Source organism: Pyxidicoccus caerfyrddinensis, from assembly GCF_010894405.1.
Taxonomy (GTDB): Bacteria; Myxococcota; Myxococcia; order Myxococcales; family Myxococcaceae; genus Myxococcus; species Myxococcus caerfyrddinensis.
On record NZ_JAAIYA010000017.1, the window covers coordinates 92,981 to 118,892 of the forward strand.

Annotated in this window: 19 protein-coding genes; 8 read left to right on the plus strand and 11 right to left on the minus strand. The window is 71.2% G+C overall.

What is annotated here, in order from left to right:
* Window positions 1-2: 2 nt before the first annotated feature.
* The 4 genes from G4D86_RS33835 to G4D86_RS33850 all read right to left on the minus strand — a co-directional run bounded on the left by G4D86_RS33835 (window position 3) and on the right by G4D86_RS33850 (window position 8,074).
* Window positions 3-2,588, minus strand: a complete 2,586-nt coding sequence (locus G4D86_RS33835; protein ID WP_163998241.1) for a TonB-dependent receptor plug domain-containing protein — start codon at window positions 2,586-2,588, stop codon at window positions 3-5.
* 223 nt (window positions 2,589-2,811) lie between these two features.
* Window positions 2,812-3,732: a PhnD/SsuA/transferrin family substrate-binding protein gene (locus G4D86_RS33840; RefSeq protein ID WP_163998242.1), complete on the minus strand. Its 921-nt coding sequence runs from the start codon at window positions 3,730-3,732 to the stop codon at window positions 2,812-2,814.
* Window positions 3,729-6,248 carry a tetratricopeptide repeat protein gene (locus G4D86_RS33845; RefSeq protein WP_163998243.1) on the minus strand — a complete coding sequence of 840 codons (2,520 nt, stop codon included), beginning with the start codon at window positions 6,246-6,248 and terminating at the stop codon, window positions 3,729-3,731. Before G4D86_RS33845 ends, G4D86_RS33840 begins: the two co-directional genes overlap by 4 nt.
* A gap of 23 nt (window positions 6,249-6,271) precedes the next feature.
* On the minus strand, window positions 6,272-8,074 hold the full coding sequence (locus tag G4D86_RS33850; RefSeq protein WP_163998244.1) for a PP2C family protein-serine/threonine phosphatase: 1,803 nt from the start codon (window positions 8,072-8,074) through the stop codon (window positions 6,272-6,274).
* A 242-nt stretch (window positions 8,075-8,316) separates the two neighbouring features.
* Between G4D86_RS33850 and G4D86_RS33855 the strand changes: the two genes are divergently transcribed.
* The 4 genes from G4D86_RS33855 (at window position 8,317) to G4D86_RS33870 (ending at window position 12,258) form a co-directional block, all read left to right on the plus strand.
* Entirely contained in the window at window positions 8,317-9,456 is a 1,140-nt protein-coding gene (locus G4D86_RS33855) for a M50 family metallopeptidase (RefSeq protein WP_163998245.1), read from the plus strand.
* A gap of 144 nt (window positions 9,457-9,600) precedes the next feature.
* Window positions 9,601-10,608, plus strand: coding sequence for a thiamine pyrophosphate-dependent dehydrogenase E1 component subunit alpha (locus G4D86_RS33860; RefSeq protein WP_163998246.1), 1,008 nt, complete (start codon window positions 9,601-9,603; stop codon window positions 10,606-10,608).
* Between the two features lie 3 nt (window positions 10,609-10,611).
* Complete coding sequence (locus G4D86_RS33865; RefSeq protein ID WP_163998247.1) at window positions 10,612-11,667, plus strand: alpha-ketoacid dehydrogenase subunit beta; 1,056 nt, start codon at window positions 10,612-10,614, stop codon at window positions 11,665-11,667.
* 93 nt (window positions 11,668-11,760) lie between these two features.
* Window positions 11,761-12,258 carry a GNAT family N-acetyltransferase gene (locus tag G4D86_RS33870; RefSeq protein ID WP_163998248.1) on the plus strand — a complete coding sequence of 166 codons (498 nt, stop codon included), beginning with the start codon at window positions 11,761-11,763 and terminating at the stop codon, window positions 12,256-12,258.
* 60 nt (window positions 12,259-12,318) lie between these two features.
* Here the strand turns inward: G4D86_RS33870 and G4D86_RS33875 are convergent, their stop codons facing one another.
* Window positions 12,319-12,645, minus strand: a complete 327-nt coding sequence (locus tag G4D86_RS33875) for a TIGR02266 family protein (RefSeq protein ID WP_240360617.1) — start codon at window positions 12,643-12,645, stop codon at window positions 12,319-12,321.
* Window positions 12,646-12,887: 242 nt separating this feature from the next.
* On the opposite strand from G4D86_RS33875, the gene G4D86_RS33880 reads away from it, so the two are divergent.
* The 3 genes from G4D86_RS33880 to G4D86_RS33890 all read left to right on the plus strand — a co-directional run bounded on the left by G4D86_RS33880 (window position 12,888) and on the right by G4D86_RS33890 (window position 17,674).
* A complete protein-coding gene (locus G4D86_RS33880) occupies window positions 12,888-13,766 on the plus strand; it encodes a hypothetical protein (RefSeq protein WP_163998250.1) in 879 nt (292 codons plus the stop codon).
* Between the two features lie 158 nt (window positions 13,767-13,924).
* Window positions 13,925-16,228: a hypothetical protein gene (locus tag G4D86_RS33885; RefSeq protein ID WP_205519951.1), complete on the plus strand. Its 2,304-nt coding sequence runs from the start codon at window positions 13,925-13,927 to the stop codon at window positions 16,226-16,228.
* 165 nt (window positions 16,229-16,393) lie between these two features.
* Entirely contained in the window at window positions 16,394-17,674 is a 1,281-nt protein-coding gene (locus G4D86_RS33890; RefSeq protein WP_163998251.1) for an SGNH/GDSL hydrolase family protein, read from the plus strand.
* A 25-nt stretch (window positions 17,675-17,699) separates the two neighbouring features.
* On the opposite strand, the gene G4D86_RS33895 is transcribed toward G4D86_RS33890, so the two are convergent.
* The 3 genes from G4D86_RS33895 to G4D86_RS33905 form a co-directional block, all read right to left on the minus strand.
* On the minus strand, window positions 17,700-18,413 hold the full coding sequence (locus tag G4D86_RS33895) for a hypothetical protein (protein WP_163998252.1): 714 nt from the start codon (window positions 18,411-18,413) through the stop codon (window positions 17,700-17,702).
* Window positions 18,414-18,430: 17 nt separating this feature from the next.
* A complete protein-coding gene (locus G4D86_RS33900; RefSeq protein WP_163998253.1) occupies window positions 18,431-21,100 on the minus strand; it encodes a phosphoenolpyruvate carboxylase in 2,670 nt (889 codons plus the stop codon).
* Between the two features lie 212 nt (window positions 21,101-21,312).
* Window positions 21,313-21,639: a hypothetical protein gene (locus G4D86_RS33905; protein WP_163998254.1), complete on the minus strand. Its 327-nt coding sequence runs from the start codon at window positions 21,637-21,639 to the stop codon at window positions 21,313-21,315.
* A gap of 109 nt (window positions 21,640-21,748) precedes the next feature.
* Here G4D86_RS33905 and G4D86_RS33910 point away from each other — a divergent pair, with 109 nt between their 5' ends.
* Window positions 21,749-22,255: a hypothetical protein gene (locus G4D86_RS33910; protein ID WP_163998255.1), complete on the plus strand. Its 507-nt coding sequence runs from the start codon at window positions 21,749-21,751 to the stop codon at window positions 22,253-22,255.
* A 4-nt stretch (window positions 22,256-22,259) separates the two neighbouring features.
* Here G4D86_RS33910 and G4D86_RS33915 read toward each other — a convergent pair whose 3' ends face one another.
* The 3 genes from G4D86_RS33915 to G4D86_RS33925 form a co-directional block, all read right to left on the minus strand.
* Window positions 22,260-24,809 (minus strand): DEAD/DEAH box helicase, encoded by a 2,550-nt coding sequence (locus G4D86_RS33915; protein ID WP_163998256.1) that lies wholly within the window; start codon window positions 24,807-24,809, stop codon window positions 22,260-22,262.
* Between the two features lie 390 nt (window positions 24,810-25,199).
* The gene (locus G4D86_RS33920) at window positions 25,200-25,532 is read right to left on the minus strand and encodes a type II toxin-antitoxin system RelE/ParE family toxin (protein WP_163998257.1); all 333 of its coding nucleotides are present in this window, start codon (window positions 25,530-25,532) and stop codon (window positions 25,200-25,202) included.
* Window positions 25,529-25,831 carry a type II toxin-antitoxin system Phd/YefM family antitoxin gene (locus G4D86_RS33925; protein WP_163998258.1) on the minus strand — a complete coding sequence of 101 codons (303 nt, stop codon included), beginning with the start codon at window positions 25,829-25,831 and terminating at the stop codon, window positions 25,529-25,531. The genes G4D86_RS33920 and G4D86_RS33925 overlap by 4 nt, the downstream gene beginning before the upstream one ends.
* Window positions 25,832-25,912 lie beyond the last annotated feature (81 nt).

Sequence of the window (25,912 nt, forward strand, 5' to 3'; positions counted from 1 at the left end):
GCCTAGTAGCGAACCTTGACTTCACTGAAGAAGGACTGGGGCGGTGCCGGGAAGCCGTGCGACTCCTCGTACTGCGCGTTGAAGAGGTTGGAGCCGAGGAAGGACACGGAGATGCCGTCGTAGACGTTGAAGCCCACGCGCGCGCCGGCCGTGAGGTAGCTGGGCAGCTGCACGCGGGTGGTGGCCAGGCCCGTCGCCTCGTCGACGAGGAAGCCCGGGTCGAAGCGCTGGCCCACGTAGAGGGCGTACAGCTCCGCGAAGGCCACCTTGCCGATGTTGGTGCGCCCGCGCGCGTAGATGCGGTGGCTGGGCGCGTAGTCCAGCGGCGTCTCCGGACCGTCGCCGTACGGCACCGACTTGGCGTCCAGGAACTGGTAGGCCACGTCGAAGGACGAGTTGATGGTCGGAATCTGCGCGGCCGCCTCCAGCTCGAAGCCCGCCACGCGCGCGTCGCCCAGGTTCTTGAACTGGGACACGGAGCCGAACACCAGCTCCTGGTTGATGAAGTTCTTCGCCAGGTTGTAGAAGCCCGTGCCCGTCAGGCGCACCCGCCGGTCGAAGGGCCAGAAGTCCACCGAGGCCTCGAAGGTGTCCAGCGTCTCGGCGGCCAGGTTCGGGTTGCCGATGAGCGTGGACGCGTACATCTGCTGGTTGATGCCCAGCTCCGCCAGCGTGGGCGCGCGGAAGGCGCGGCCGTAGTTGGTGCGCAGCGTGAGCAGCTCCGGCACGGCGTGGAACACCACGCTGGCGCGCGGAGAAATCTGGTCGGTGCGCTGGCTCCAGACGCGCTCGGGAATCTGGTAGCGGTCGTAGCGGGCGCCCGCGCCGAACACCAGCCGGTTGGAGAGGCGGTACTCCGCGTCCACGAAGCCACCGAGAATGGTCTGCTTCGTGTCGTCCAGCGTCAGCTCGGGCAGGACGTTGGGCACGTTGACGTTGTCCAGCTTCACGTCGCCGCCGAAGGTGACGTTGAGGTCGCCGACCGACAGGAGCGCGCGCGCCTCACCGCCCAGCCGGCGGCGCTTGCCCAGCGCGCGCACCGGGTCGCCGCCGAAGGCGTTCTCCAGCAGCACGTCGCGCCTCTTGAAGAGGCCGTACGCCTGGCCGAAGAGGCGCAGGTTCTCCGTCACCTGCTGGTCCACCTGGGCGGAGGCGTTGAGGTTCTGCACCTGCTCCTTGTCGTTGGGCGTGTAGTGGCAGCGGCCGCAGTTGCCCACGGTGGAGATGTGCGTGCCGCCCGGGCGGCCAATCTCCGCGTCCGTGAAGTCCGCGTCCAGCGCCAGGGGGCCCACGCGAACCTTGCCGCTCACCTGGTGCACCAGCGAGTCCTCGTTGGTGTCCACGCGGCCCACGCTCGGGTCGTTGAAGAGCTGCGGCCCGTCCGAGCCGTAGCCGTAGTAGCCGAGCAGCGCCTCCACCGGGCCGCCGCGTCCGGCCACCGTGCCGTGCAGGCGCCACGTCTGGTCCTGGCCCGCCAGCACGCGTGCCTCCGCGCCCACGTTCTTGCCCTTCTCGATGAGGTCCGCGGGCTGGCGCTCGATGATGTTGATGACGCCGCTGAAGGCGTTGGAGCCGTAAAGCGAGGAGCCCGGGCCCCGGATGACCTCCACCTGCTTGAGGTTCACGAGCGGCGTCGTCTCGTCCGCGTAGAACTGGCCCGTCCACGGGTCCGTCAGCGGCCGGCCGTCCTTGAGGAGCAGCAGGCGGTTGGACAGGTAGTTGGAGCCCAGGCCGCGCGCGCTCACCGCCGCCTTGCGCATGGAACCGCGGCGGCACTCCATGCCGGGGAAGTACTGAATCGCCTCGCACAGCGAGAACTGGCCGGTGCCCTCCAGCTCCTCGGCCGGAATCCAGGACACCGTGAGGGGCACGTCCGCGATGCGCTGTTTGCGCTTGGACGCCGTCGTGACGACGGCCTCGCTCAGCACGCGGTTGACGGACTCCTCGAGCGGATCACCGCCGGCCAGCGGATCTCCGGGCAGCCCGGCCAGCCCGGACGGGGGCGGCAGCGGCCGGTCCATGGTGGGCTCGGCGAAGGGCGCGCTGATGGGCACGTTGTCGGAGGGCCGCGCAGGCGACGGGGCCGGGGCCGCCACCGGGGACGGCGCGGGCTGCGTGCTGCTGGCGGGCGCCGTGGCGCCCAGGGGGGTGTCCGACTTCCCCGGCGCCGGCGAGCCCGGCGAGGCCACCGGCAGCGGCTCGGCCACGTGCGGCGTCGGGCTCAGGGGCGTGGGTGGCTCGGCCGCCGCGGGCTCGGCCAGTGGATCATCCGTGGCCGGCCCACCGCTGCCCAGCACCGGAATCTCCTCGTCGGCGGGCGGGGTGACGGGCTTCGTGGCCTTGCGGGACTTCGCCTTCGTCCGGGTGGCCCGCGGCGTCGTGGCGCTCTTGGGCGCCGCGCGCTTCTTCTTCTTCACCTTGGGCGTCGCCTCCGAGGCGGCGGCCTGGGCCTGGGCCTCGGTGCTCCCGAGGCCGGCGGTGGCCAGCGCGCACATCATGAGGGACAGCCAGAGGGCGCGAAGACCGCGTCGCCCTGGAAGAGCCTTCACCGCGCCTTGCCGCGGCCCACCGTACACAGTTGTGTGCATCGTTCTCACATCCGTGAGTGAGGGGGAAACACCCACGGTCCTGTACGTACGCCCGGTTGGCGGTCCGGCGGCAGGGGCCTCGTCGTCCTCGCGGACCACTTCCCCCCTGCTCGCGCACCGTCGGGCTGGAAACTACCTCAGAGCCACCGCCGGGCCAAGTCAGCGGCTCTCATTCCCTGAAACTCAAGAAGACTTCGAGGACCCACCCTCCCCGGTTGCGTCGTCAGTCATCGGGCTGCTCGGCGGAGACGGCGAGGTCTCCGGCGAAGGAGGGCAGCGCGGGCCCGAGCTCTTCGGAGCGGACCAGGACCGCGGTGTCCACGTGGAGCTCGCTTGCTTCCGCGAGGACGGGCTGGCGGCGCGGCGGCCCCTGCGTGACGAGCCGGCGGAAGTCCTCGAAGTCACGGCCCTGGACGCGGGCGAAGGTGTCGAAGGGGGCCACGGCGCCCACGGCCCCGAGCACCCCGGCGAGGGCGTCCGCGTTGCCGCGCAGGTCCACGAGCACCGCGCCCGGCACGCGGCCGCTGCGGAAGAGGACGCGCACGTCCTTGTCCTTGGGGACGTGCGCCAGCGGGACGAGCGCGGCCTCCGCGCCCTTGGCCTCCAGCATCTTCAGGGCGGACTCCACGTTGGGCACCGGCGTCACCTTGAAGTGGCGCTGCGCGTCCAGGTCTCCACCGAGCACCACGTGGGTGACGAACTTCGGGTCGGCGGGGCCGGCGCCCTTCACCAGCGCCAGGCGCTTGCCGGCGAGGTCCTTCACGGCGCCCTTCTGGGTGGAGACGATGGCCCAGCGCTGCTGCGTCTCGCCGGAGCGCGACGCCCAGGCCACGGGCGTGGCGCGCGAGCCGAGCTGCACGGCGGCCCACGCGTCCACCACCGCGAAGTCCACCAGCCCGTCGGAGACGGCGCGGGAGAAGTCCTCGTAGCGGCCGAAGCTCTTGGCGGCCACGGGGCGATCCAACGACTCGCCCAGCTTCGCGGCCAGGGCCTCCGCGTACTGGAAGCGCTCCTGGCCGTCCGTGAGGGTGGTGGCGAGGAAGACGCCGACGGTGGCCTTCTTCGCGGCCGCGCCCGCGGGGGCGGCGGCCAGGGTGCAGGCCAGCACGAGGCCGGCCAGGAGGAAGCGGTGTGCCTTCATCATGGAGTCTCCTCCGCCGTGGCGGCGGCCGGCGTGGCGGAGCCCGCGGGCTCGGCGAGGCCATTCAAGCTCTGCAGGCGCTCCTTCCACTCGCGCACCTGGGCCAGGCGCGGGCCGGAGCCGACGGCGAGGTAGCGGCGCCAGGCGTCCACGGCCTCGGCGGGCTCATGGCGGCGCTCCTGCGCGTCGATGCCGAGGTTGAGGGCGGCCACGGGCACGGCGGGCTCCAGCCGGCGCCACGTGGCCAGCGCGTCCGCCGTCTTCCCCTTGCGCCAGTCGACGCAGGCCAGGTTGTGCTGCACCAGCGCGTCCTCCGCGTCCAGGGCGAGCGCGGCCTTGAGGGCCTTCTCCGCCAGCTTCATGTTGCCGGAGGCGTACGCCAGCGAGGCCTCGCGGCGGTGGAGGGCGCCCGTCATCGCGGACAGCCACTTCGGCTGCCCGGGCATGGGCTTCTTCGAGGCGGCGGCGAGCTGCTTGCGCGCGGCGCCCACCTGCCCCTTCTTGTAGAGGACGAAGGCGTCCGCCAGGGCGCGCGTGTTGGGCCACGCCCACTTCTGCGCGGGCGTGAGGGCCTTCTTGAGGGCCGCGCTCGCCTCCGCGTGACGGCCTGCTTCCGCGCGCGCGAGCCCCCGGGTGAAGAGGGCCAGCTTCGCCAGGTCCGGGCGCTTGCCCACGCCCAGCCGGTCCACCGCCTCCAGGTCCTTCTCCGCGGCGTCGGCGTCGCCGGACTCCAGCCGGGCCAGCGCGCGGCGCACCAGCACGCGCGGCAGGTTGGCCGCGGCCACGCCCTCGGCGGCCTTGGACGGGCCCACCTCGGTGAGCCGCTGCACGGCGGCGTCCACCTGCCCCAGTTCCACCTCGGCCAGGGCGGCGCCCACGGAGGCCTCGGCCTGCGCGTCCGGCTCCTCCGTCTGCTTGCCCGCGCGCGTGAAGGCCTCCAGCGCCGCCTGCGCGTCACCCGAGGCCAGCCGCGCGTAGCCCAGCAGCAGCGCCTCGCGCCAGGTGGCGCCGGGCAGCGTGGCGCCCTGCTCCATCACCTTGCGCGCCTCCGGGAAGGCGCGCGTCTCCAGCAGCGCGGCGCCCAGCCGGCGGGCCATGAGCGCGGTGCGGTCCAAGTCGTAGGCGCGGCGGAGGTCGCGCACGGAGTCATCCATGCGCCCCGCCCCGGCCCTGTCTCGGGCGCGGTGAGCCAGCGCGCGGGCCAGCCACTGCTTCGCGCCGGCGTGGTCCGGCTCCACCTGCAAGGCGCTGGCGTAGTCCTCGATGGCCTGGTCCCACTGGCCGGTGGCGAAGTGGTCCGCGCCGAGCAGCACCCAGCCCAGGGCCAGGCGGGGCGCCATCTCCTGCACGCGCCGGTGGACCTCCACCGCGCGCTGGAAGCGGCCCGCGCGCCGGTTGACGGAGCCGAGGTTGGCCCACAGCTCCAGGCTGTTGCCGCCCGAGCGCACCGCGCCCTCCAGGAACTGGATGGCCTCCTCGTGCCGACCCTGCGCCTGGAGGGCCTTGCCCACCGCCATCTGCCCCAACACGAGTCCCGGCTGGAGTTGGAGCACCTTGCGGTACTCCCCTTCGGCGGCGGCCGCGTTCTTCTGCGCCAGCCGCACGTCACCCAGGAGCAGGTGCGCGGCGGGCGTGGCGCCCAGCTTCACCAGCGCCAGCGCCTGAGCTTCCGCGCGCGGCACCTCGCCCGCGGCCAGGTAGATTCGCGCCAGCTTCTCCTTCGGCTCGGCGGCCTGCGGGAAGCGCGTGGTGACGCCCTCCAGCAGCGTGCGCGCCTCGGGCACCCGGCCCTCCAGCTCCAGCACGCTGGCGAGGCCCAGCTGCACGGAGGGCGACTCCGGCCGCCCCGCCTGCGCCTGCTGGAAGGATGCGCGCGCCGAGGCCACGTCCTGGCGCAGCACATGCGCGCGGCCCAGCAGCTCGTGAATCTGGAAGTCGTTGGTGGCCAGCTTCTCGGGGCGCAGCGCGAGGTAGCGCTGCAGGCGCTTCGCCGCCGCGTCGCCCTGCTGGGCGTAGAGGTAGTAGCTGGCGAGGTAGTAGTGGACGATGAGGTAGTCCGGCGAGTCCGAGGCCGCCGCCTGCTCCATCAGCGGCACCGCCTCCGGGAAGCGGCGCAGCTTGTAGAGGGCCACGCCCAGCGGATACGCCAGCGACAGCTCGCCCGGGTGGGCCGCGATGACGGGCTGCACCCGGTCCACCGTGCGCTGCCAGTCCTGCAGGCCGTTGGCGGTGGCGCCCACGCCCGCGGCGGCGGCGACGGAGCCCGGCTCCGCGACGAGCGCCTGCTCATAGAGGGCCAGGGCCTTGCGGTACTTCTCCTCGGCCTCCTTCTTGTCACCGGAGGCGCTGGCGGCGCTGGCGGCCACCTGGGCCGTCTCGCCCTCCTTCACCAGTCGCTGTGACTCGGACATGGGCGGAGGGCGGTACTGCGCGAGCGCGGGAGGGCCGGCCAGGGTGGCCAGCAGCGCGAGCGCCGAGGCGAGTCGGCGCGGCGACGGGGTGTGGGGTATGCGGCGCATGCGAGTGGTTTTTCCGGGGGAAGTCAGGCGACGGGGCTGTACTCGGCCACGACGACGGTGATGTCGTCGCGCTGCGGCTGGCCGGCGCTGTAGGCGCGTGCGTCCGCGAGCAGCGCGTCACGCAGCTGCTCCGCGGACAGGTGGGCATTGGCCTGCACGGCGGCGGCGAGGCGCTGGTTTCCGTAGAGCCGGCCCGTGGCGTCGCGCGCCTCGGTGAGGCCGTCCGTGTACCAGACCACGATGTCGCCGGGGCGCAGCTGCGCCTGCCGCGAGGTGAACTGCGACGTCACGGACGCGCCCAGCAGCGGCCCGCGCGCCGGCAGCGACGCCACCTGTCCGCTGTTCCGGTTGAACACCAGGGGGCTGGGGTGCGCGCCGGCCGCGTAGTCGATGAAGCCGTTGGACACGTCGATGACGGCCAGGGCGCTGGACATCTGGTGCTCGCCGCGCCCCACGTTGGCCAGCGTCACGTTGAGGGCCGTAATCAACATCTGCGCGTTGATCTGCGAGGGCTCGCGCAGCGTCATCGCGGAGGCGAAGCCGCTGGTGGCGCTGGTGGCCACCAGCGAGGTCGACAGGCCGTGGCCCGTCACGTCGCCGATGCCGATGACCACCCGCCGCTCATCCAGGCCCGCGCGGAACCACCAGTCACCACCGCATGCGTCCGCGGTGACGACGAGGCCGGCGATGCGCACCGGGCCCACCTGCACGGCGTCACGGCCGGGCAAGAGCGTCTCCTGCACGGTGCGCGCGAGCGACACGTCGCGCTCCAGCTGCGCCTTGGCGCGCACGTCGTCGAGGAGGATCTTGATGCGCTCGGCCATGTGGTTGAACACCACGCCCAGCGCCACCACCTCGCGGCCCGCGCCCCGGGCGGTGCCGGCGCGGGCACCCAAATCACCAGCGGCCAGCTGCATCACCTTGCCGGTGAGCATGCCCAGCGGCCGGGTGATGCGCCGGCTCTGGTACGCGACGAGCACGCCCGCGAGGACGACGAAGCCCAGTCCCAGGCCGAGCATGCGCAACGTGTTGGCGCGCACCGTGGCGCGCTTGTCCTGCTCCAGCGTCTCCAGCTGCTTCTGCAGACCGCCCAGCGAGTAGCTGATGACGACCAGCCCCTTGCCGCTGCTGGAGCCGTAGTCGATGGGCTCCTGGATTTCGGAGATGGGCTGCCCCCGGTAGAAGGCGCTCACCAGCCGCCGCTCCGCGGTGCGCCCGCTGTTGCTGCCTCCGGCGGCCTCCTCCCGCTCCGTGCCCTTCTCGCTGTCGGCCATCCGCACGCCGTCCGGGTCGAAGATCTGGACGCGGAGGATGTTGGGGTTGGTCTTGGTGATGGAGCCCGCCACCTCTTCCAGGAAGGCGTAGTTGTTGTCGCGCAGGTTGGTGGTCGACGTGAGGGCGATGGTCTGCCCCACCGTCTGGCCCAGCTCGCGGGCCTGGTCCTGGATGCGGTCCTTGGAGCGCAGCGCCGTCTCCTCGAACTGGGACTGCGTGGAGGCAACGGACAGCGCCGCCAGCAGGCCGACGATGAGCACCACCAGCACGCCGGTGGTGAGCAGCAGCACCTGGTCCAGCCGGAGCCCCTTGATGGCGGCGACGTTGGGCAGCTCGCCCGCCTCCAATGGGGCGATGAGGGTGCTGGTGGCCTCCACGTGTCCCACGGGGCCCGTCAGCCGCGTGGCGGTGGACTCGCGGGTGCCGGTACCGGTACCGGTGCCGGTGACTTCCCGGGTGCCCGTGCCGGTCCGCTCGGAGGGCGGAGGCGCGGAGTCCGGGCCGTCATCGGACGGGGGCGTGGGTTTCAGACGCGTGTTCGTGCTGGACAAGGGCACACCCAGAGGGTCGCGCCGGAGCGCGAGGAGGGAGCGGGGGAGTGCCGACTCTATCGCACTTCTCCTACTTCGCGAGACCCCGGCCCCCATCCGGGTGGCTGGGCCGGCAGGCGAGCGATGTGACGTGGGAAGGAGGCCGGAGCGGAGCACCGCGACGTCCCTTCACGCACGGTATGGAGAGTGGCCCGGGCCTTCACCGGGCGTCTCCGGGAAGCGCCGGTTAGCATTCACGGCCCATGCGGCCCCACTTCCACGTGGCCGGCGTCCCGGTCCGCGTCCACCTGCTCTTCTTCGCCATCACGTTCGCCTCGGGCTGGCACCTGCTCGACTCGCCCGCGCGGCTGGCGCTGTGGATGGCTGTGGTCTTCGTCTCCGTGCTGCTCCACGAGCTGGGGCACGCGCTGGCCTACCGACGCTACGGCAGCCCCGCGTCCATCGAGCTGCACGGCATGGGCGGCACCACCACGGGCCATGACGCAGAGCAGCTCACGCACCGTCAGTCCGCGTGGGTGAGCTTCGCGGGGCCCGGCATGGGCTTCCTGCTCGGAGGGCTCGTCTGGGCGCTGTCGCGCTTCACGCCGCTGGGACAGCAGGGCGGACTCGCGGGCGATGCGGTACGCGACCTGCTGTGGGTCAACGTCGGCTGGGGCCTGTTCAACCTGCTGCCCCTGCAGCCTTTGGACGGGGGACACCTGCTCGCGTCAGCGGTGCGGGCCCGGAGCGGCTACCGGTACGAACGGACGCTGCTCGGCATCGGCATCGCCACGGCGGTGGGCGTGATTGCGCTGGCGGTCTGGTGGCGCCAGCCGTGGATGGGTCTGCTGGCGCTGATGTTCGGGGTGATGAACGTCGAGCAGTTCCTCCGAACGCCGACGGAGGTCCGCTTCGAGCGCAGCGCCGCCCTGCCCCGCCGCCGTGGAGTCCGGGCCGCGCGGCGCGAGACGGAGGCCGGCGCCGTCTCGGTGGAAAAGTTGATGAAGGAGCTGCGGAGCGCCCCACGGGCCACGCCGACAGATGAGCTGCCCGCGCCCCGCCGCGCGCCCGCGTCCCTGCCGGCGCCGGAGGCGGAGGAGCCCGAGGGGCCGCATGACCCGGCGCTCGTGGGGGAGATGCTGCTGGAGAGCGGCCTCCCCGCGATGGCGGTGCGCCCGCTCCAGACCGCCTTCACCGCGTCACCCTCGCCCCGCACCGGCCATGCGCTCGTCGTGGCCCTGCTGGACACGAAGCGCTTCACAGAGCTGGAGGCGCTGCTGGGCAGCCCCCGCGCCTCGCACCTGTCGGACGACACGCTGGCCCTCATCTCCGAGCGCGCGGGCGCCGCGGGACAGGGCACGCTCGTGCAGCGTGCGGGCGAGCTGCGCCGGCACAATTTCTAACTGGAATGAGCGGCACTGATTGCCGCGTCGCATCACAGGGCGTCTTTCGCCTGACGGGTCGACAGGAGACCTATCAGCAGCCTTGAGCGGAGGGGGCGCATCCGGGTTATAGGGGCGTCCCCTCCAGCCAGAGGAAGGCCGCGCGTGTCCCGTCCCCGTCTCATCAAAGAAGCGTCCGCGCCGCTCCAGCTCGACAAGGAGCTGCTGCTTCGCATCCACGACCTGATGGTCAAAACGCGCGCCCTCGAGGAGCGCCTCATCCAGATGTACAAGCAGGGCCATGGCTACTTCTGGATTGGCGGCCCCGGCGAGGAGGCGTTCAACGTCCCCCTGGGCATGCTGATGAAGAAGGGCCAGGGCCCCGCGTACGACTACCTGCACGCGCACTACCGCCAGTCGGGCACCATCCTCGCGCTCGGCGAGGAGCCCATTGGCGCCCTGCGGCAGATGAAGAACACGGCCACGGACCCCTACTCCGGCGGCCGCAACTTCGCGGGCCACTTCTCGCTCAAGAAGTACAACGTGGCGCCGGTGTCCTCGCCCATCGAGGTGCAGTACGCCGTCGCTCCGGGCACGGCCATGGTGCAGAAGCGCGTCGGTGGTGACGGCATCACCATCGTCACCGGCGGCGACGCCGGCACGGCCGAGGGCGATTTCGCGTCGTGCCTCGTGTGGAGCAGCCGCCCCGTCAACCCGCTGCCCATCCTCATCATCGTCACCAACAACAAGTGGGGCATCTCCACCTCGGGTGACGGCCAGCACGGCGAGGCGCGCATCAGCGACCGCGCCAAGGCCTTCGGCATCCAGGCGAAGACCATCAACGGCAATGACCCCGTCGAGGCCTACAACGAGCTGAAGGAGGCCATGGAGTACGTGCGCAAGGAGCGCAAGCCGTACTTCATCGAGGCCCTGGTGTCGCGCCTGTACGGACACTCCTCCGCCTCCGGCGCCAACTATGTGGGCGACGAGGTGGACTGCCTCAAGCAGTTCGAGGCGCGGCTGGAGCAGGAGGGTTTCATGACCCGCCAGCAGATGGACGACCTGCGCAACCGCTACACCGAGGAGCTGGCCGCCGCCGCCCGCCAGGTGCGCGACGAGCCCCAGCCGGACCCCGACTCCATCTGGAAGCACATCTACGCGGAGGACAAGTAACCCATGGCCAACATGGCACAGGCCATCCGGATGGCCCTCCACTACGCCGAGGAGAACCTCGGCGTGACGGACATCTTCGGCGAGGACGTGGGCATGCCGCTGGGCGGCGTGTTCACCTGCACCCAGGGTCTGAAGACGACGTGGAACACCCCCCTCGACGAGCGCGGCATCATCGGCGCCGCCATGGGCATCGCCATGGGCGGTGGCCGGCCCGTCGCGGAGATCCAGTTCTGCGACTACGTCTACAACACCATCGACCTGCTCAAGCTGGCGGGCAACACCTGCTGGTCCACCAACGGCGACTGGAACATGCCCATGGTGGTGCGCACGCCGGTGGGCAGCGGCATCCGCGGGTCCATCTACCACTCGCATTCCTTCGACGCGACGATGACCCACATTCCCGGCTGGAAGGTGGTCATGCCCTCCACGCCGCTGGACGCGTACGGGCTGCTCATCACCGCGTGCAAGGAGCAGAACCCGGTGATGTTCCTCGAGCCCAAGGCGCTGTTGCGCGTGAAGGGCGAGGAGCGCATCCCCGGCGAGCCGGACGATGACCGCCAGCTGTCGAAGATGATTGACGCGCCGCTGGGAGACCGCACCCAGTGGAAGCCGCAGTGGCCCACGCTGGAGGCCTACGCGGTGCCCTTCGGCAAGGGCAAGAAGGTGCGCGAGGGCTCGCAGCTGACGGTGGTCAGCTACGGCCGCACCCTGCCCCTGTGCGCGAAGGCCGCCGCGGCGCTCGCGGACGAGGGCATCAGCGCCGAGGTCATCGACCTGCGCTCGCTGTGGCCCTACGACTGGGAGCTCATCAAGGAGTCCGTCCAGAAGACGGGCCGCGTCCTCTTCGTCAACGAGGACACCGAGGTGACGAACTTCGGCGAGCACCTGATGCGCCGCACCGTGGAGGAGCTGTTCTACTCGCTGCTGGCGCCGCCTCGGCTGCTGGCCGGCAAGTTCCTCCCCGGCATCGGCCTGGCGGACAGCCTGGAGATGGCCTCGGTGCCCCAGCAGGGCGACATCACCGCCGCCATGCGCTCGCTCGCCTCCGAGCAGCCGTAAGCGCCGCACCCACAACCACCCCGCCCCTTGGGCACTCGGGCCGCCGTTCCTCTTTGAAGGTACGGCGGCCCTTTCGTTAGACTGCCAACTGCCTTGTCCCAACCAATCGTCCGCACCGTCAGCCCCGCCGCTGGCGCCGAAGCGCCCGCCTTCCGCATCCGCCGAGCCCGCCGTGGCGACGCCGAGGCCATGGCCTTGCTCCTGCGCGAGCTGGGCTATCCCCAGGGAACGGACCAGCAGACGGTCCACTGGGTCGTCAGCCATCCGGAGATTGAAATCTTCGTCGCTGGAGACCCGCAGGACCGGCCCGTGGGGATGATTTCCTTCTCGCACCGGCCGCAGCTGCGCCTGCGCGGCCGCGTGGCCACCGTGGACGAGCTGGTGGTGACGGAGACGTGGCGCCGGCGCGGCGTGGGCCGGGCGCTCATCAAGCAGATTCTGGAGCGCTGCAAGGTGCTCAGCGTCCGGCAGCTGCAGCTCGTCTCGCCCATGGCCAGCACGCCCGAGACGCGCAGCTTCTACGCCGCCTGTGGCTTCTCGGAAATCGACTCGGGCGTGTTCCGCCACCTGGAGACCGAAGGCGGCCGCTGACGGTAGGGGGCCCGGGCGCCAGAAGCGCCGGGCCACCCCCAGCGGGGGCTGCGTTCCGCACTACCGCTTGAAGCTGTCCACCACGCGCTGGAGCCGGACGCGGTCATCGTCGGGCATGTCCGTGAAGCGCACGCCGATGGCCTCGGCCTCGTCGCGCACCCAGGCGATGATGCCGTTGAGGTGGAACTCCTCGCCTTCAATCACCATGGACAGGCGCACCTGCGCGCCCACGTCGTAGGCCTTGCGCGTGCGCAGGCACAGGCCCCCGGCGGAGATGTTGAGCGAATAGGCACGCAGCGCGCGCGCGGCGTCCTGCACCTGCTCGAAGCGGACCTCGAACCGCGCGGCGACGCGCTCGTCGGAGCGCCGGTTCGCGAATGCGCTCATGTCCCCGCCTGCCATGTCATCCGCCACCTTGCTAGTCATGCGCACCCGCGACCCCCAAGTTCGACGCGACTGGCGATAACAACGAATGCCCACCCAATCCCTTGAAGGTGACGCGCCGGGCCAACCCCCCGGGAGTCGGGCTTCCGCCAAGTGTCCGCTGCTTTCCAGGCCCGATTCAAGGGGGGCCCCTCTATCGGATTCTGTCAGCTAAGTCCCTGTGTACTTCGATTCGGGAGCTTGGGATGCGTGCGCACCTCGTGATGTTGACTGGAACCCTGGCCCTGGCGCTCTGGGCGGTGGGGTGTAGTGACGACAAGGGCCCCGGGCCCAACCCCGCGGATGACTCCGGGGTACATATGGACCCGGACGGTGGAGGTGGCACCGACGCGGGGGTGGACGGCGGAGGGACGGGCTCGGAATTCGCCTGCAACGTGGCGCGGCAGGAGGGCTGCGGGACGGGAGAGAGCTGCCACTTCGCGGACCTGGCGGACGGAGGCACGGGGAGCCGGTGCTTCGCGGCCGAGTGCGATGTCGTGGCCCAGGACTGCGCGCAGGGGCAGCGGTGCACATACGTCACCGAGGCCGGCGCCACGCGGCGCCGGTGCGTGGAGCCGGGCACGACGGCGGAAGACCAGCCGTGCACGCTGGCGCCCACGGACGGCGGGCTCTCCTACGACACGTGCGAGCAGGGCCTGTTCTGCAAGGACGCGCGACTGGAGGACGGCGGCACCGTCTTCAACTGCCGGCGGCTGTGCCACGCCACGCCTCAGTGCGGGACGTCCGGTGAGTGCAACACGGTGCTGCGGCTGGAGGGCACGACGGAGCTGCCGCTGGTGTGCGGGCCGCCGTCGGCGAAGTGCGACCCCTTCGGGACGGACTGCACGTCGCCGCTTGGTTGCTACCCGTCCACGTCCGGCCCGGTGTGCGCGGGCAGCGGCACGCGCCTCGAGGGCGAGTCGTGCAGCTTCAGCAACCAGTGCGCCCCCGGGAGCACCTGTGTGAATGCGGGCGGCGGCCTTGCCTGTCGTCCGCTGTGCAAGCCCGGCGGGACGCCCGCGTGCACCACCGGGACGTGCCGCGCGCTGGATGGCAATCCCGGCGTGGGTGCCTGCGCGCCGTGAGCCGGGCTGCCCCCGTGTCGCGAGGAGGACTCGCGCTCGCGGGGGCTCGGCACATCGCGTGAGTTGCACCGACCTCCCCGGATTCCAGGGGAGGGCCGCGCGGCCCGGGGCACATGTCGCTTGACCGTCGGAGGCACCTCCGCTTTTTGAACAGGTGCATGCATCCCGCTCGAGCACTCCTCCTCGCGACGCTGCTGGTCGCGGGGCTCTCCTCCGCAGCCCCCGTCATCCAGGTCCCCGAAGGAAGCAGGCCGGTGGCCGTCGTGGAGAAGGGCGTCATCTGCGGCCCGCTGCGCGGAGGCTGGTCGCTGGAGTCGGATGGCCGCTCGGTCCAGCCTCCCGCGAAGGCGGACGAGGACGAGCGGACGCAGGTACTGAAGGTCGCCGAGCGCGCCGACCAGTGCGCCACGAGCCAGACCACCGTCACGGTGATTGCCACTGGCCCCCTGCCCCGCATCGAGGCCTCGGCCATCACCTTCTACCCGGATGACGGACGCCTCGAGCTCCGGGGCACCGGGCTCCTCAACGTGGCCATCGCCTGGAGCGGGACGCCGCGCGGCGATGCGCGGGGCACGCCCATCGAGGGACAGGACGTGTGCCTCACGCCCTCCACGGGACGGGGGCCCGCCGACTGCGCGGTGCCGGTGGCGCAGGGCCTGCCGACGGACGCGGCGCTGTACTGGATTCCACCCCATGGCCGGCGCGGACCGGACGTCACGACCTACGACGCCCAGGGGCGCGTGGTGGACCCCGAGTCCATGCGGCTGCGCCCCGGCCGCGTCATCCTCACCCAGCCGCTCGTCCTCTCCAGCGGCATCGACGTGTCGAAGGGCCCCGGCGCCGTGGGTGTCAGCCACTCCGAGGCGATTGCCACCGTCGACTGCGGGCTGGTGCGCTGCGAGGTGGGCGAAGGCGCCATCTCCGTGCGCAACGTGCCTGGCGTGGACGCCACCGTGACGCTGCGCCTGCGCCTCACGCCCCGGGTGCTCTTTGCTCGCGGCGAGGCGCTCGAGCAGGTGCTGTCCGCGACGCTGCCCGTCCTGGCCTGCCCGCTCACGGCCGTGCAGGGCACGGTGCTGCGGGACGCGGAGGACTCGGCCCTGGTGGCGCGGCTCGACGCGTCCTGCGCGCACGACCCGCGCACGCTGGTGTGGACGGTGAACAACCAGCGCGCCCGCGTGGAGCGCGTGGTGAAGGCGGCGGACGGCACGTATGTGCTGCTGCGCACGGGCGGCACGGCGGACCAGCAGGCCGTCATCACCGCGCTGACGTCGCGGCAGGACGGCACGGTGGTGGCGTCGGAGACGGTGAAGACGGTGCCCCTGCCCGCCCCCCGAACCACGCTCGAATTGCCCGGCCACGGCCCCATCGACTTCATCCCCACCAACCGTCCCGCCCAGGTGCACGTGGCGACCGCGACGGAGCAGGGACGCTTCGCGCTGCACCCACTGTCGGGCGCCTACGCCGTCACCGCGCGCGACGGCGACACGCGCGTCCAGGGCGAGGCGAGCGCCGGAGGCTTCGTGGCGCTGCGCTTCGGCTACCAGGTGCCGACGCTTCCGGCGGAGCTCGCCACCACGGACCTGGCGCTCGTCAGCGAGCGCGTCCAGCGGCTCGTGCGCGAGGCCAGCGTGCCCGCCCGAATCGAAAACCTCTTCGACTTCGTCTGCGCGGGCCAGGACGGGAAGGACCAGCCCCTGGAGCCGAGCCGGCCCCACCGCATTCCCTACGACATGCGCAACACCTGCCGCGTCCTCATCCACCGCGAGCGGCTGAAGCCCGAGGAGGGCAACCAGGAGGTTGTCCTCCGCATCGACGTCACCCGGCCGGACGGCTCCGCGCGCGGAGAGAGCCATGTCGAGCAGCGCATGTTCCTGCGCCCCGGCGGAGACGAGCGCGTCATCCCCGTGCCGGGCAACCTGGGGCAGTACGACCGCATCCTCGTCCAGGTGGCCCATGTCGCGGACGAGTCCCGCTACGCGCTCAGCGCGACGGACCGCACGGGCCTGCCCTCCGCGCAGTGGACGACCATCGTCAGCGGCGGCCTCTTCCGGCTCTACACGACGGCGACCATCCCCGCGGGCCTCTACCGCGCCACCGAGCCCAGCGGCCAGCTCACCCTCAACTTCGGCCTGGTCTCCCGCCTGGCGCTGCTGAACGACGAGGGCAAGGAGCGGCTGCTCGGCATCGAATTGGGGCTGATGGGCCTGGGGCTCGTGCCCCAGTCGGGTGACATCCAGTTCCCTCCCACGCTGGCCGTCGTCGGGGGCGTGGGGCTGCGCGTGCCCATCGGCCCGGGAGCGGCCGTCGGCGCCCAGGCGTGGGTGGCGCGCGAGTTCCGGGGCGACATCAAGCGGCGGACGAGCGGAGACCCGAACACCGTCACTGTCGTCCCCTCCAGCAAGTGGTCCTTCATCTTCGGGCCGAGCATCTCCGTCGGAAACGTGGGCTTCAACCTCTGAGCAACCCCCGCGCGCCACCCGCGCTGTCTTCCGGTGAACGCCGCGCGTCCATCCCCTGAGCGGCAAGCGAGTGGGCAGGCGTCACGGGCAGGTGTCGCGTCCACATCAACCCGCTCGTCACGGCGGTGATGTGTGCGCATCCTCTAGCGCCGGGAGGGAGCGTGGATGCGAGTGTGGCGGGCGTGGCTCGGGGTCCTGGTGTGCGCGGGGAGTGCGCTGCTGGCGTGTGCGGACAGCACCGGCGGGGAGCTCTCAGGGGAGGCCCCCCCGGGAGACGTCAGCGTGCCCTCGGCGGTGGAATCCGTACCGCAGGAGCCGCTGGAGGTGGCCCCCGCGCTGGTGTTGAACGATGAACGCCGCGTGAGCGAGACGCCGCCTCCGGCGCCTCCGCCCGCGCCGGCCAGTTCCTTCCAGCCCGGCTTCCACCAGGCGCTGCGCTGGTCCGAGAGCGTGGGCGGCCTGATGACGTTCCGCCTGCGCGTGCCGGTGGGCCGCGAGGGCGGACGCATCCGCGTGACGTTCCGCTCCGGCGACGGGAGCCTCACGCTGCAGCGGGCCATGGTGGCGAAGGCGGGGCTCGACGGCGCGCTGGCGTCCACGCCGGTGTCGCTCACCTTCGGCGGGAAGGCGGGCTTCACCACGGCCGCGCGCACGCTGGTGACGTCGGACCCGGTGGACTTCCCGGTGGCGTTCCGCGACGACCTGGCCATCAGCTTCGAGGTGCGGGGCGCGCTGGCCGCGAGCGCCATCGACTCCTTCCCGGGCAGCTTCGCGCGTCCCGGGGCCTTCTCGACGACGCCCACGGCCCTGGGAGGTCAGCCCTTCGAGCGCTCCGTGGGCGTGGCGACGGTGGACGTGGAGGGCCCCACGGGCCGGGCCTTCGTGGCCATCGGGGACAGCATCACCGAGGGCTACATGGACATGAAGAACGACACCCGCAACGCGTGGCCCGCGCTGGTGGAGGCGGAGCTGGGCGTGCCGGTGGTGAACGCGGGCGTGAGCGGCCAGGGCTTCTACGACGCGCTGGAGTTGCTGGACGCCGAGGTGCTCGCATTGGAGGGCATCACCGACTGCCTCGTGCTGCTGGGCACCAACGACCTGGGCGCGGACGGCGCCCTGCCCCAGGCCGAGTCCCGGATGCTGCGGATGGTGGAGCGGCTCAAGCCCTTCTGCCGGGTGTGGGTGAGCACGCTGCTGCCCAAGGAGAAGTCGAACTACAGCTCCTACGCGGCGGTGAAGGTGCAGCGCGTGGGCTTCAACGACTGGCTGCGCAAGGGCTCCACCGGCACGGACCTCATCGACCTGGAAGCGGTGACGCGCCGGCCGGACAACGTGCACCTCTTCCTCGACGGGCTCGTCGCCGACGGAATCCACCCCAACGCCGCGGGCCACAAGGTCATGGCCACCGAGGTGGTGCGCGTCCTGCGCGAGCAGGGCGGGCTGTAGCCCCCGCCCTCACGGCCTCACGCCTTCACGGCGGACGCGGGCCAATCACGCCGTGCAGCACCAGCAGCTCGGCGAGCCCCGGAGGCGAGAGCAGCCAGTCCTCCTCCGTGGGCACCCAGCGCACCGGGGCGCCCGCGTCCTCCAGCAGCGCATTCACCCGCATCAGCAGGGGCGCGAAGGTGGTGCCGGGGGCCTCGCGGCTCCCCTCGCCCGCGTCCACCTCGAGGTTGCCGGGCTGCAGGCGGAAGGCGGCGCGTCCCTGGAGCGGCTGCACCTGGAAGCCCGGGAGGTACGGCTGCATCGCCGCCTCCAGCCTCTCGAGCAGCGAGGCGTCCTCGTACGGGTGGACCAGCTCCAGGTCGAAGAAGGTGGGCAACTGCGCGAGCAGCTCCAGGTGCAGCGGGTCTTCCTTGCTCTCGCGCCAGTGGTGCTCGGCCAGGTCGAAGGCGGTGGAGGGAATTCGCACCTCCCAGCGCTCCAGCTTCGCGAGCAGCTCGCCCATCCGCTCCACCAGTTCGTAGGGCGGCTCGGCGCGCGTCACCCACTCCACCGCGGCCACGGACTGGCCTCGCCTGAGGCCAGACACACGGTCGCCCTCGCGCAGCTGCATCTTGGGCGCCGGGGAGTCCTCGTCCGGATAGAGCGGCGCATTCAGGAGCCCCTCGCCCTTTTCCGGGCGCAGCCGTGCGAAGCCGTGCTTGCGGTTGACCTCCACCACGCTGAACGTGTCCTTCGGCATCCCGTCCTCCTCTCTTCCTACCCCGTGTTCCTCATGCCGGCGGCGATGCCGTTGAGCGTGAGCAGCAGGGGCCTGTCGCACTCTGCCTGGCCCTGGCGCTTGCGCTTGAGCAGCTCCACCTGGAGGAAGGACATGGGGTCCACGTAGGGGTTGCGCAGGGAGATGCTGCGCTGGAGCGGCGGGTTGTTGTCCAGCAGCTTCAGCTCTCCTGTCAGCCGCTTCACCTGCTTGCGCGTGCGCCGGTGCTCCTGCTGGATGCGCCGCCACAGCGCCTTCGTGGACGCGGGCGCCAGCTTCGCGTAGCGCCCGGCAATCGCCATGTCCGTCTTCGCCAGCACCATGGTGACGTTGTCGATGACGGCGCGGAAGAAGGGCCACTCGCGGTACATGCGCTTGAGCATCGCCGTCCCGCCCTCCTCCTTCGCGTACGCCTCCAGCGCCGAGCCCACCCCGTACCAGCCGGGAAGAATCGCGCGGTTCTGCGTCCAGGCGAAGACCCATGGAATCGCGCGCAGCGTCTCCAGGCCCCCCGCCTTGCGCTTGCTCGGGCGCGAGCCGATGGGCAGCGACGCAATCTCCTCCACCGGCGTGGCCGCGGTGAAGAGGTCCAGGAAGGCCGGGTCCTCCCAGACGAGCGCGCGGTACTCGCGCCGGCCCGTCTCCGCCAGCGTGTCGAACACGGTGCGGAAGGTGCCCTCGTCCTCCGGTGACGGGCGCGGCTGCGCATCCAGTGTGTGCAGCAGCACGCCGCCCAGGACGAGCTCCAGCGTGCGGCGAGCCAATTCCGGACGCGCGTACTTGTGGTCCAGCGCCTCGCCCTGCTCCGTCGCCTTGTAGCCACCCGCCACCGCGCCCGGGGGCAGCGCGAGGATGGCCTCCTGCGCCGGGCCTCCGCCGCGCGCCACCGACTCACCGCGCCCGTGGAACAGGCGCAGCCGCACGCCGGCCGCGCGCGCCGTCTCCGTGAGCGCTACCTGCGCACGCTGGAGCGCCGCGCTCGCCGCCAGCAGGCCCACCTCCTTGCCGGAGTCGCTGTAGCCCACCATGACCTCCTGCACGCCGCGCGCGTCCAGGTGCCGGCGGTACTCGGCATGGGCGAAGAGGGCGCGCAGCACGTCCGGCCCCGCGTCCAGCGCGCCGAGCTGCTCGAACAGGGGCACCACGTCCACCGTGGCGCAGCCGCGCTTCTCGTCCCAGAGCCCCGCGTGCTTCACGCAGCGAAAGGCCGCGAGCACGTCTTCCGCCGTGCTGGCCATGCTGAGGATGAGCGTGCGGCAGGCCGGCTCGCCCGACTCGGTCTGGGCCTCGCGCAGGCGCGCCAGCACCGCGAGCAGCCGCGTGCCGCCCTCCGTGGGAGCCGGGCCTCCGTCCAGCGAGGCCGCCGCGCTCACCGCGTCCTCGGCCGGCACGCGGGCCTCCAGCTCCGCCAGGGACAGGCCCAGCGCGCACACCCGCTCGCGCACCCGCCGCACCAGCCGCAGCCCCGCGTGCTCACCTTTCGCCTCCTCGAGTGAGCGCGCCACCAGGTCCAGGTCCGACAGCAGCGCCTCGGGGGTGCGGTAGGCGCCCTCGGGCATGGCCGTGGCCTCTCCCGCTCGCTGTGCCGTCACGTAGCGCAGCGCGCGCTGCAGCCGCTCCTCCATGAAGCGCAGCTTGTGACGCCACGGCTCCCCGGTGGTGCGCGGGCCCTGGCGGCGCTCCGCCTCGGGTAGCTCCGCCGCGTCGCGCGCCAGCGAGGCCTCCATTTCCTGGGACGGCTTCGCGTGTCGCGAGGACTGGGACAGGCGGCCGCCCAGCGCCTCCAGGTCGCGCAGGAGCAGGCGCAGGCCGCGAGCGCGGTGGGCGCGCAGCGTGTCGGCGAACACCTCCGGCGTCACCAGCGGGTTGCCGTCCATGTCCCCGCCCACCCACGAATGCACGCGCACGGGCGTGCCCGCCGACCCGAGCGGCTCGCCGTAGGCGCGCTCGAAGGCCCAGTCCATCACCTCGGGGACGACAGCGAGCTGCTCGGCGAGCACCTCCTCCACGTACCAGAGGACGTTCTTCACCTCGTCGCCCACGGTGGGACGCTCGCGGCGCAATTCATCCGTCTGCCACAGGGTGGTGATTTCCTCGCGCAGGGACTCCAGGTTGTCGGCGGACTCGCGCGGCGTCAGCTCGCACCGGTCGCGCTCCTCCAGGAGGCCGGCCATCCGGTAGAGCTTCTCCAACAGCGTGCGGCGCACGGCCTGGGTGGGGTGCGCGGTGAGCGTGAGCGTCACGCGCATGGAGCGGATGGCCTCGCGCACGCGCTCCGCCGGCACGCCGGACGCCTTGAGTGTCAGCAGCGTGGCCTCCAGCGAGCCGCGCTGGGGCCGCGAGTCCGCCGCGCTCGCGTGCTCGCGCGAGCGGCGGATGCGGTGGTGCTGCTCCGCGAGGTTGACGAGCTGGAAGTAGATGGAGAAGGCGCGCACCACCGGCTCGGCGCGCTCCACCGGCAGGCGCTCCAGCACCTGCGCCAGTTCCGCCGCCGCGGCCCTCCGGCCCGCCACGGGGCCGCGTCGGCGCTGAATCGCCAGGCGCCGCACGTGTTCCTCCAGGTCGAAGAGCGCCTGGCCCTCCTGTTCGACGAGCACCTCGCCCAGGAGCCTGCCGAGCAGGCGAACGTCACGACGGAGGGGCGGATCCAGAGCGCGCAGTCGGGCCATACGGCCTGAACCGTAACGCCGCACTGCGTCTTCGGCCCGGGTATTCACCGACAATCGCCCTGCAGCCGACGATGGGCGCGGCCCGGTCCAGACGCGGCAAGCCTCCGCACGGTGGCCGTCTCCTCCGGGGCAGAGACTTCGCGGAACGAACATTCCTTCCACTGCTGCCGCCGGCCGGACCGGCCCGGGTCGGCTCATGCTGTTCAGGTCACTCAGCCTCGCTGCCGGCCGACTCGGAGCAGGTGGCGCTTCAGCGCCCCAATCACGTTGCCGCCCCAGCCGCGAAGCGGGTCTCCTCCGAGAGTCCGGCTGGACGGCTCCCACCACAGCGTCAGGCGCTCCCCCTCCGAGCTGATGACCTCCAGGTCCCAGCTCACCGAATGGGTTCCCTCGAGGAGCTCACCGGTGGCGGGGTCCGTCAGGGGGCCCTCGTAGATGCCCGTGAGCCACACCTCCCAGCGGACGCCGGAGATGTCTCCCACCCACAGCGATTCCCTTTCCTCTGGCGCGTCCATGCCGCGGCGGACGTCGCGTGGCACGGCGCTCCTGACACCGTGGCCCCACGGCCACACGGAAGCCCGGTCCACCCCTTGCACAACACCCGTCCCGTAAGCCACGGGACGCATCCCGCGGCGGGGAGCACGAGGCATGTGGACGACGAGGGTTTGGAAGGTGACGCTGCTGTGTGGCTGGCTGGCCGCGCCCGTGGCCCTGGCCGAGACGGAGGAGGCCCCCTACTCGGAGGCCGCTCCCGACGAGATGGCCGCACCGGTGGGCGCCGTGGACGAGTCCCAGTTCTTCATGGAGGACCCCGAGGCCACCGACGCCCCGCTGCTCCGCTACGCCGAGCCCCTCTCCTGCCCCGCCGTCCCCGGAGGCCGGGTCTGGGTGGCCGACACGGAGGAGTGCGGCGAGGAGGAGTGCATCCGCAAGACGACGGTGTGGATTGGCGAGTGGACTGTCGAGGACGCGGAGATGGAGGTCCGCTGCGAGACGGACCGCGTCGTCCTCTCCACCCACGACTGGCAGCTCGTCCTCTCGCCCGACGCCACGGGGAAGCTGGACGTGGCGGACGCGGCGCCGGCAGGGCCGGACACCGCTCCCGCCGCCGGGCTGACCGCGGATGCGCCCGGCGCCCCGGGCTCGGAGACCTGAGCGCCTACGTGCCGATGCGGCGCAGCATGAGGATGGGGCCGTCGTCGATGCGGCGATCCCTCAGGTCAATCTCACAGTCGAGCATCCAGTCCCCGTGTCCCTCGGGGTCCATGATGCGCTGCTGGGCCTCCCACAGCCGCGTGCCGGACTCCTTGATGAAGCTGTTGGCCGGCTTGCGGGCCTGGGGCGTGAGCACCACCATCTTGTGCTCCTCGAAGTACGGCGCAATGGCCTGCTCCAGCTTGGGCGCGGTCCACTCGCCCAGCGGGTTGTCCAGCATGGCCAACGCGTCCATGTAGCGCTTCTGCCCCAGCGCCCGGAGCAGCCGGTGCAGCTCCTCGCGCACGCGGGCGGCGAAGGCCTTCGGGTCGTCGGTGAGCTCCTTCGGCTTCAGCTCCACCACCGGCTTCGCGGCGATGGCGGCCTCCGGATTCTTCATCCGCTCCCACTCGTCCAGAAGGCTGGAGTCCACCTGCCGCAGCGTGGCGCGCAGGTGGTCGGCGAAGTCCTCCACCTCCTCGTTGCGGAAGCGCTCGGGCACCGTCTGCACCAGCGTCTTGTAGACGTCATTCACGTAGCGCAGCAGCACGCCCTCGCTGCGCTGCAGGCCGTACTCGCGCACGTAGTCGTGGAAGGACATGAAGCGCTCGAACATGTCCCGCACCACCGACTTGGGGCGGATGTTCTCCTCGCCCACCCACGGGTGCTTCGCCGCGAACTTGTTGAAGGTGCCGTAGATGAACTCGCGGTTGGGCTTGGGCCACTCCAGCTTGTCCAGCTCCTCCATCCGGTCGTCGTACTCCACGCCCTGCGCCTTCAGCTCGTTGACCTTCTCGCCCTTGAGCTGGTTGAGCTGCGCGTAGAGCACCACGTCCGGGTTCTCCAGAATCGACTCCACCAGCGACACCACGTCGAGCGCGTACGTGTCCGTGGTGGGGTCCAGCAGCTCCAGCGTCTCCAGCAGGTACAGCGACAGGGTGTGGTTGAGGCTGAAGTCGTGCTGTAGCTCGCCCGCCACCTTCACCCGGGCGCCGGAGCCGTTCTGCCCGCGCTCCACCTCGACGATGCCCGCGGCGCGCAGCGTGCGGAAGTCCCGGGCGGATTCCTTCAGGTGCCGGCGCTTCAGGTAGTCCGAGTCATGGCAGCGCTGGATGAGCTTCACCAGCCGCCGGTAGCCGCCGCGCCCCTCCGTCTCGTGGTCGCTCTGCAGGAGGTTGAGAATCATCCCGTGCGACACGGAGAAGCGCGACTCCAGCGGCTCGGGCATGCCGTTCTGGAGCCGCTCGAAGGTGGTGCGGTCGTACTGGACGAAGTTCTTCTGCGGGGGCTTGGCCTTGGGGGCCTTCTTCTTGCCGGCGGCTTCCTTCGCGGCCTGCTTGACGTTCTCGACGACGTACTCGGGGGCCTGGGCCACCACGCTGCCCTGGGTGTCGAAGCCCTTGCGGCCCGCGCGGCCGGCAATCTGCTTGAAGTCGCGCACGCTCAGCGTGGCCAGCTTCTCGCCGTTGAACTTGAAGAGCTGCGTGAAGAGCACGGTGCGGATGGGGATGTTGACGCCCACGCCCAGCGTGTCCGTGCCGCTGATGACCTTGAGGTGTCCACCCTGGGCCAGCTTCTCCACCAGCAGCCGGTACTTGGGCAGCAGGCCCGCGTGGTGCATGCCGATGCCGTGGCGGAGGAAGCGCTGGAACTCCTTGCCGTAGGGCGTGTCGAAGGGGGCGTCCATCAGCGCCTGGCGGATGGCCTCCTTCTCCTCCTTGGTGGAGAAGTCCACGCTCATGAGGTTCTGCGCCTGCTCGGCGGCGGCGCGCTGGGTGAAGTTGACCAGGTAGATGGGGTACTTCCCACGCGCGATGAGGTCCTCGATCGTCTCGTGGAGGGCGGACTCGCGGTAGTCGAAGTCCAGGGGCACCGGGCGCTGGTCGCTGCGCACGGTGGCCACCTCGCGGCCGGTGAGTTTCTGGATGCTCTCCTCGATGACGTGGGTGGGGCCCAGCGTGGCGGACATGAGGAGGAAGGTGGTGTCCGGCAGGGCGATGAGGGGCAGCTGCCACGCCACGCCGCGCTCCTTGTCGGAGTAGTAGTGGAACTCGTCCATGACGACGTAGTCCACGCGGGCGCCCGCGTCGCGCAGGGCGAGGTTGGCGAGGATTTCGGCGGTGCAGCAGAGAATCTTCGCGTTGCGGTTGATGCTCGCGTCGCCGGTGAGCATGCCCACGTTCTCGGCGCCGAAGGCGTCGCAGAGGGCGAAGAACTTCTCGTTGACCAGGGCCTTGATGGGACAGGTGTAGAAGGAGACCTTGCCCTCGGCCATGGCCTTGAAGTGGAGCGCCGTGGCGACCAGCGACTTGCCGGAGCCGGTGGGCGTCTTGAGGAACAGGTGCTTGCCCCCCAGCAGCTCGAGGATGGCCTCTTCCTGGGCCGGGTAGAGGCTCAGCCCGTTCGTCGCTACGTAGCCGACGAAGCGGTTGAGGATTTCGTCCGCGTCCAGGGGTGGCTCTCCCGGCTTGGGCAGCAGGGCGGCGAGCGGCGCTTGAGTCTCTGAGGTAGCCATCACCCGTAGGACTCTAGGCGGCGGGCGAGTCCCTCACCGTGAAAAATCGCCTGCTGGCGCACGGTGCGTGAAGGAGAACGGTGTCCTGCCCGGCAGGGGGCCACTTGCGACACCGGGGCCGTCGCACCTGCGTCCAGTGGGCACTTCCCGGGAGAAGGCCCAGTCTTGGTTTCAGCCCCGGCGCGGAAGTCCATGTCGCCACGTGACGGGGCCGCTGAAGTGTCCCCTGGCCGGGATGGGTGCTCCCCTTTCCCTCACCCTTCCCGGCCTTTCTTCCACTGGCCCCCGCTCCCCCGGCGAGCAGCCGCGCGGCCGGCTCCTTCGTCACGCGTGCCGTGTGCTCCGACAGTGGGCGCAGGAGGCGCAGTCCACCCGGCGTGATGAGGCGGGTCAGGACTCGCCCGGAATGGCCCGTCGGGGGAGGAGTCGACGCCCCTCGAAAAGGGTCAGCACTTCCAATGTCCGGCTCCGGACGCGATAGACGATTCGATAGCTGCGGCGGACGACCTCACGGATGTCTTCACGCCCCAGCTCGGGCACCACGCGTCCAGAGCGTGGCAGCTCCGCGAGGGCTTCGACGGCCTGAACCAGCTCGCCGACCCAGGACTCCGCGGCTTCGGGATTGTCCCGGGCGATGAAGTCACCGATATCGCGCAGGTCTCTCAGCGCCCGGCTCGTCCAGACGATTCTGAGCGCACGTGGCGCCGGGCCGCGGCGCTTCACTTCGAGCGAGACCTCGCCGGCTTCTGGTAGCGCTTCTTCATCTCCGCCACCACCTCCGAATGCCGGTGCACCCGCCCTGCCTTCGCATCGTCGAGCCCTTCTTCGACGGACGCGATGAAACGAATCTTCTCTGTCAGCTCGTCGAAGGACTCGGGGGACAGCAGCACGCCAGCGGGCTTGCCATTCTGGGTGATGACCAGCGGCTGGCCGGACTCGCCCAGCTTCCTCAGCCATTCCGACGCCTGGGCCTTGAAGTCGCTGATGGGGACGATGTCTTCGGAAACTCGCAGGGACCGCATCGGGCACCTCCAGCCGTGCCAACCAAATGTAGTCCGTTAAAAGTCCGCCAGCCAGTCAGACTTCCGCCGCGTCCTCCAGCT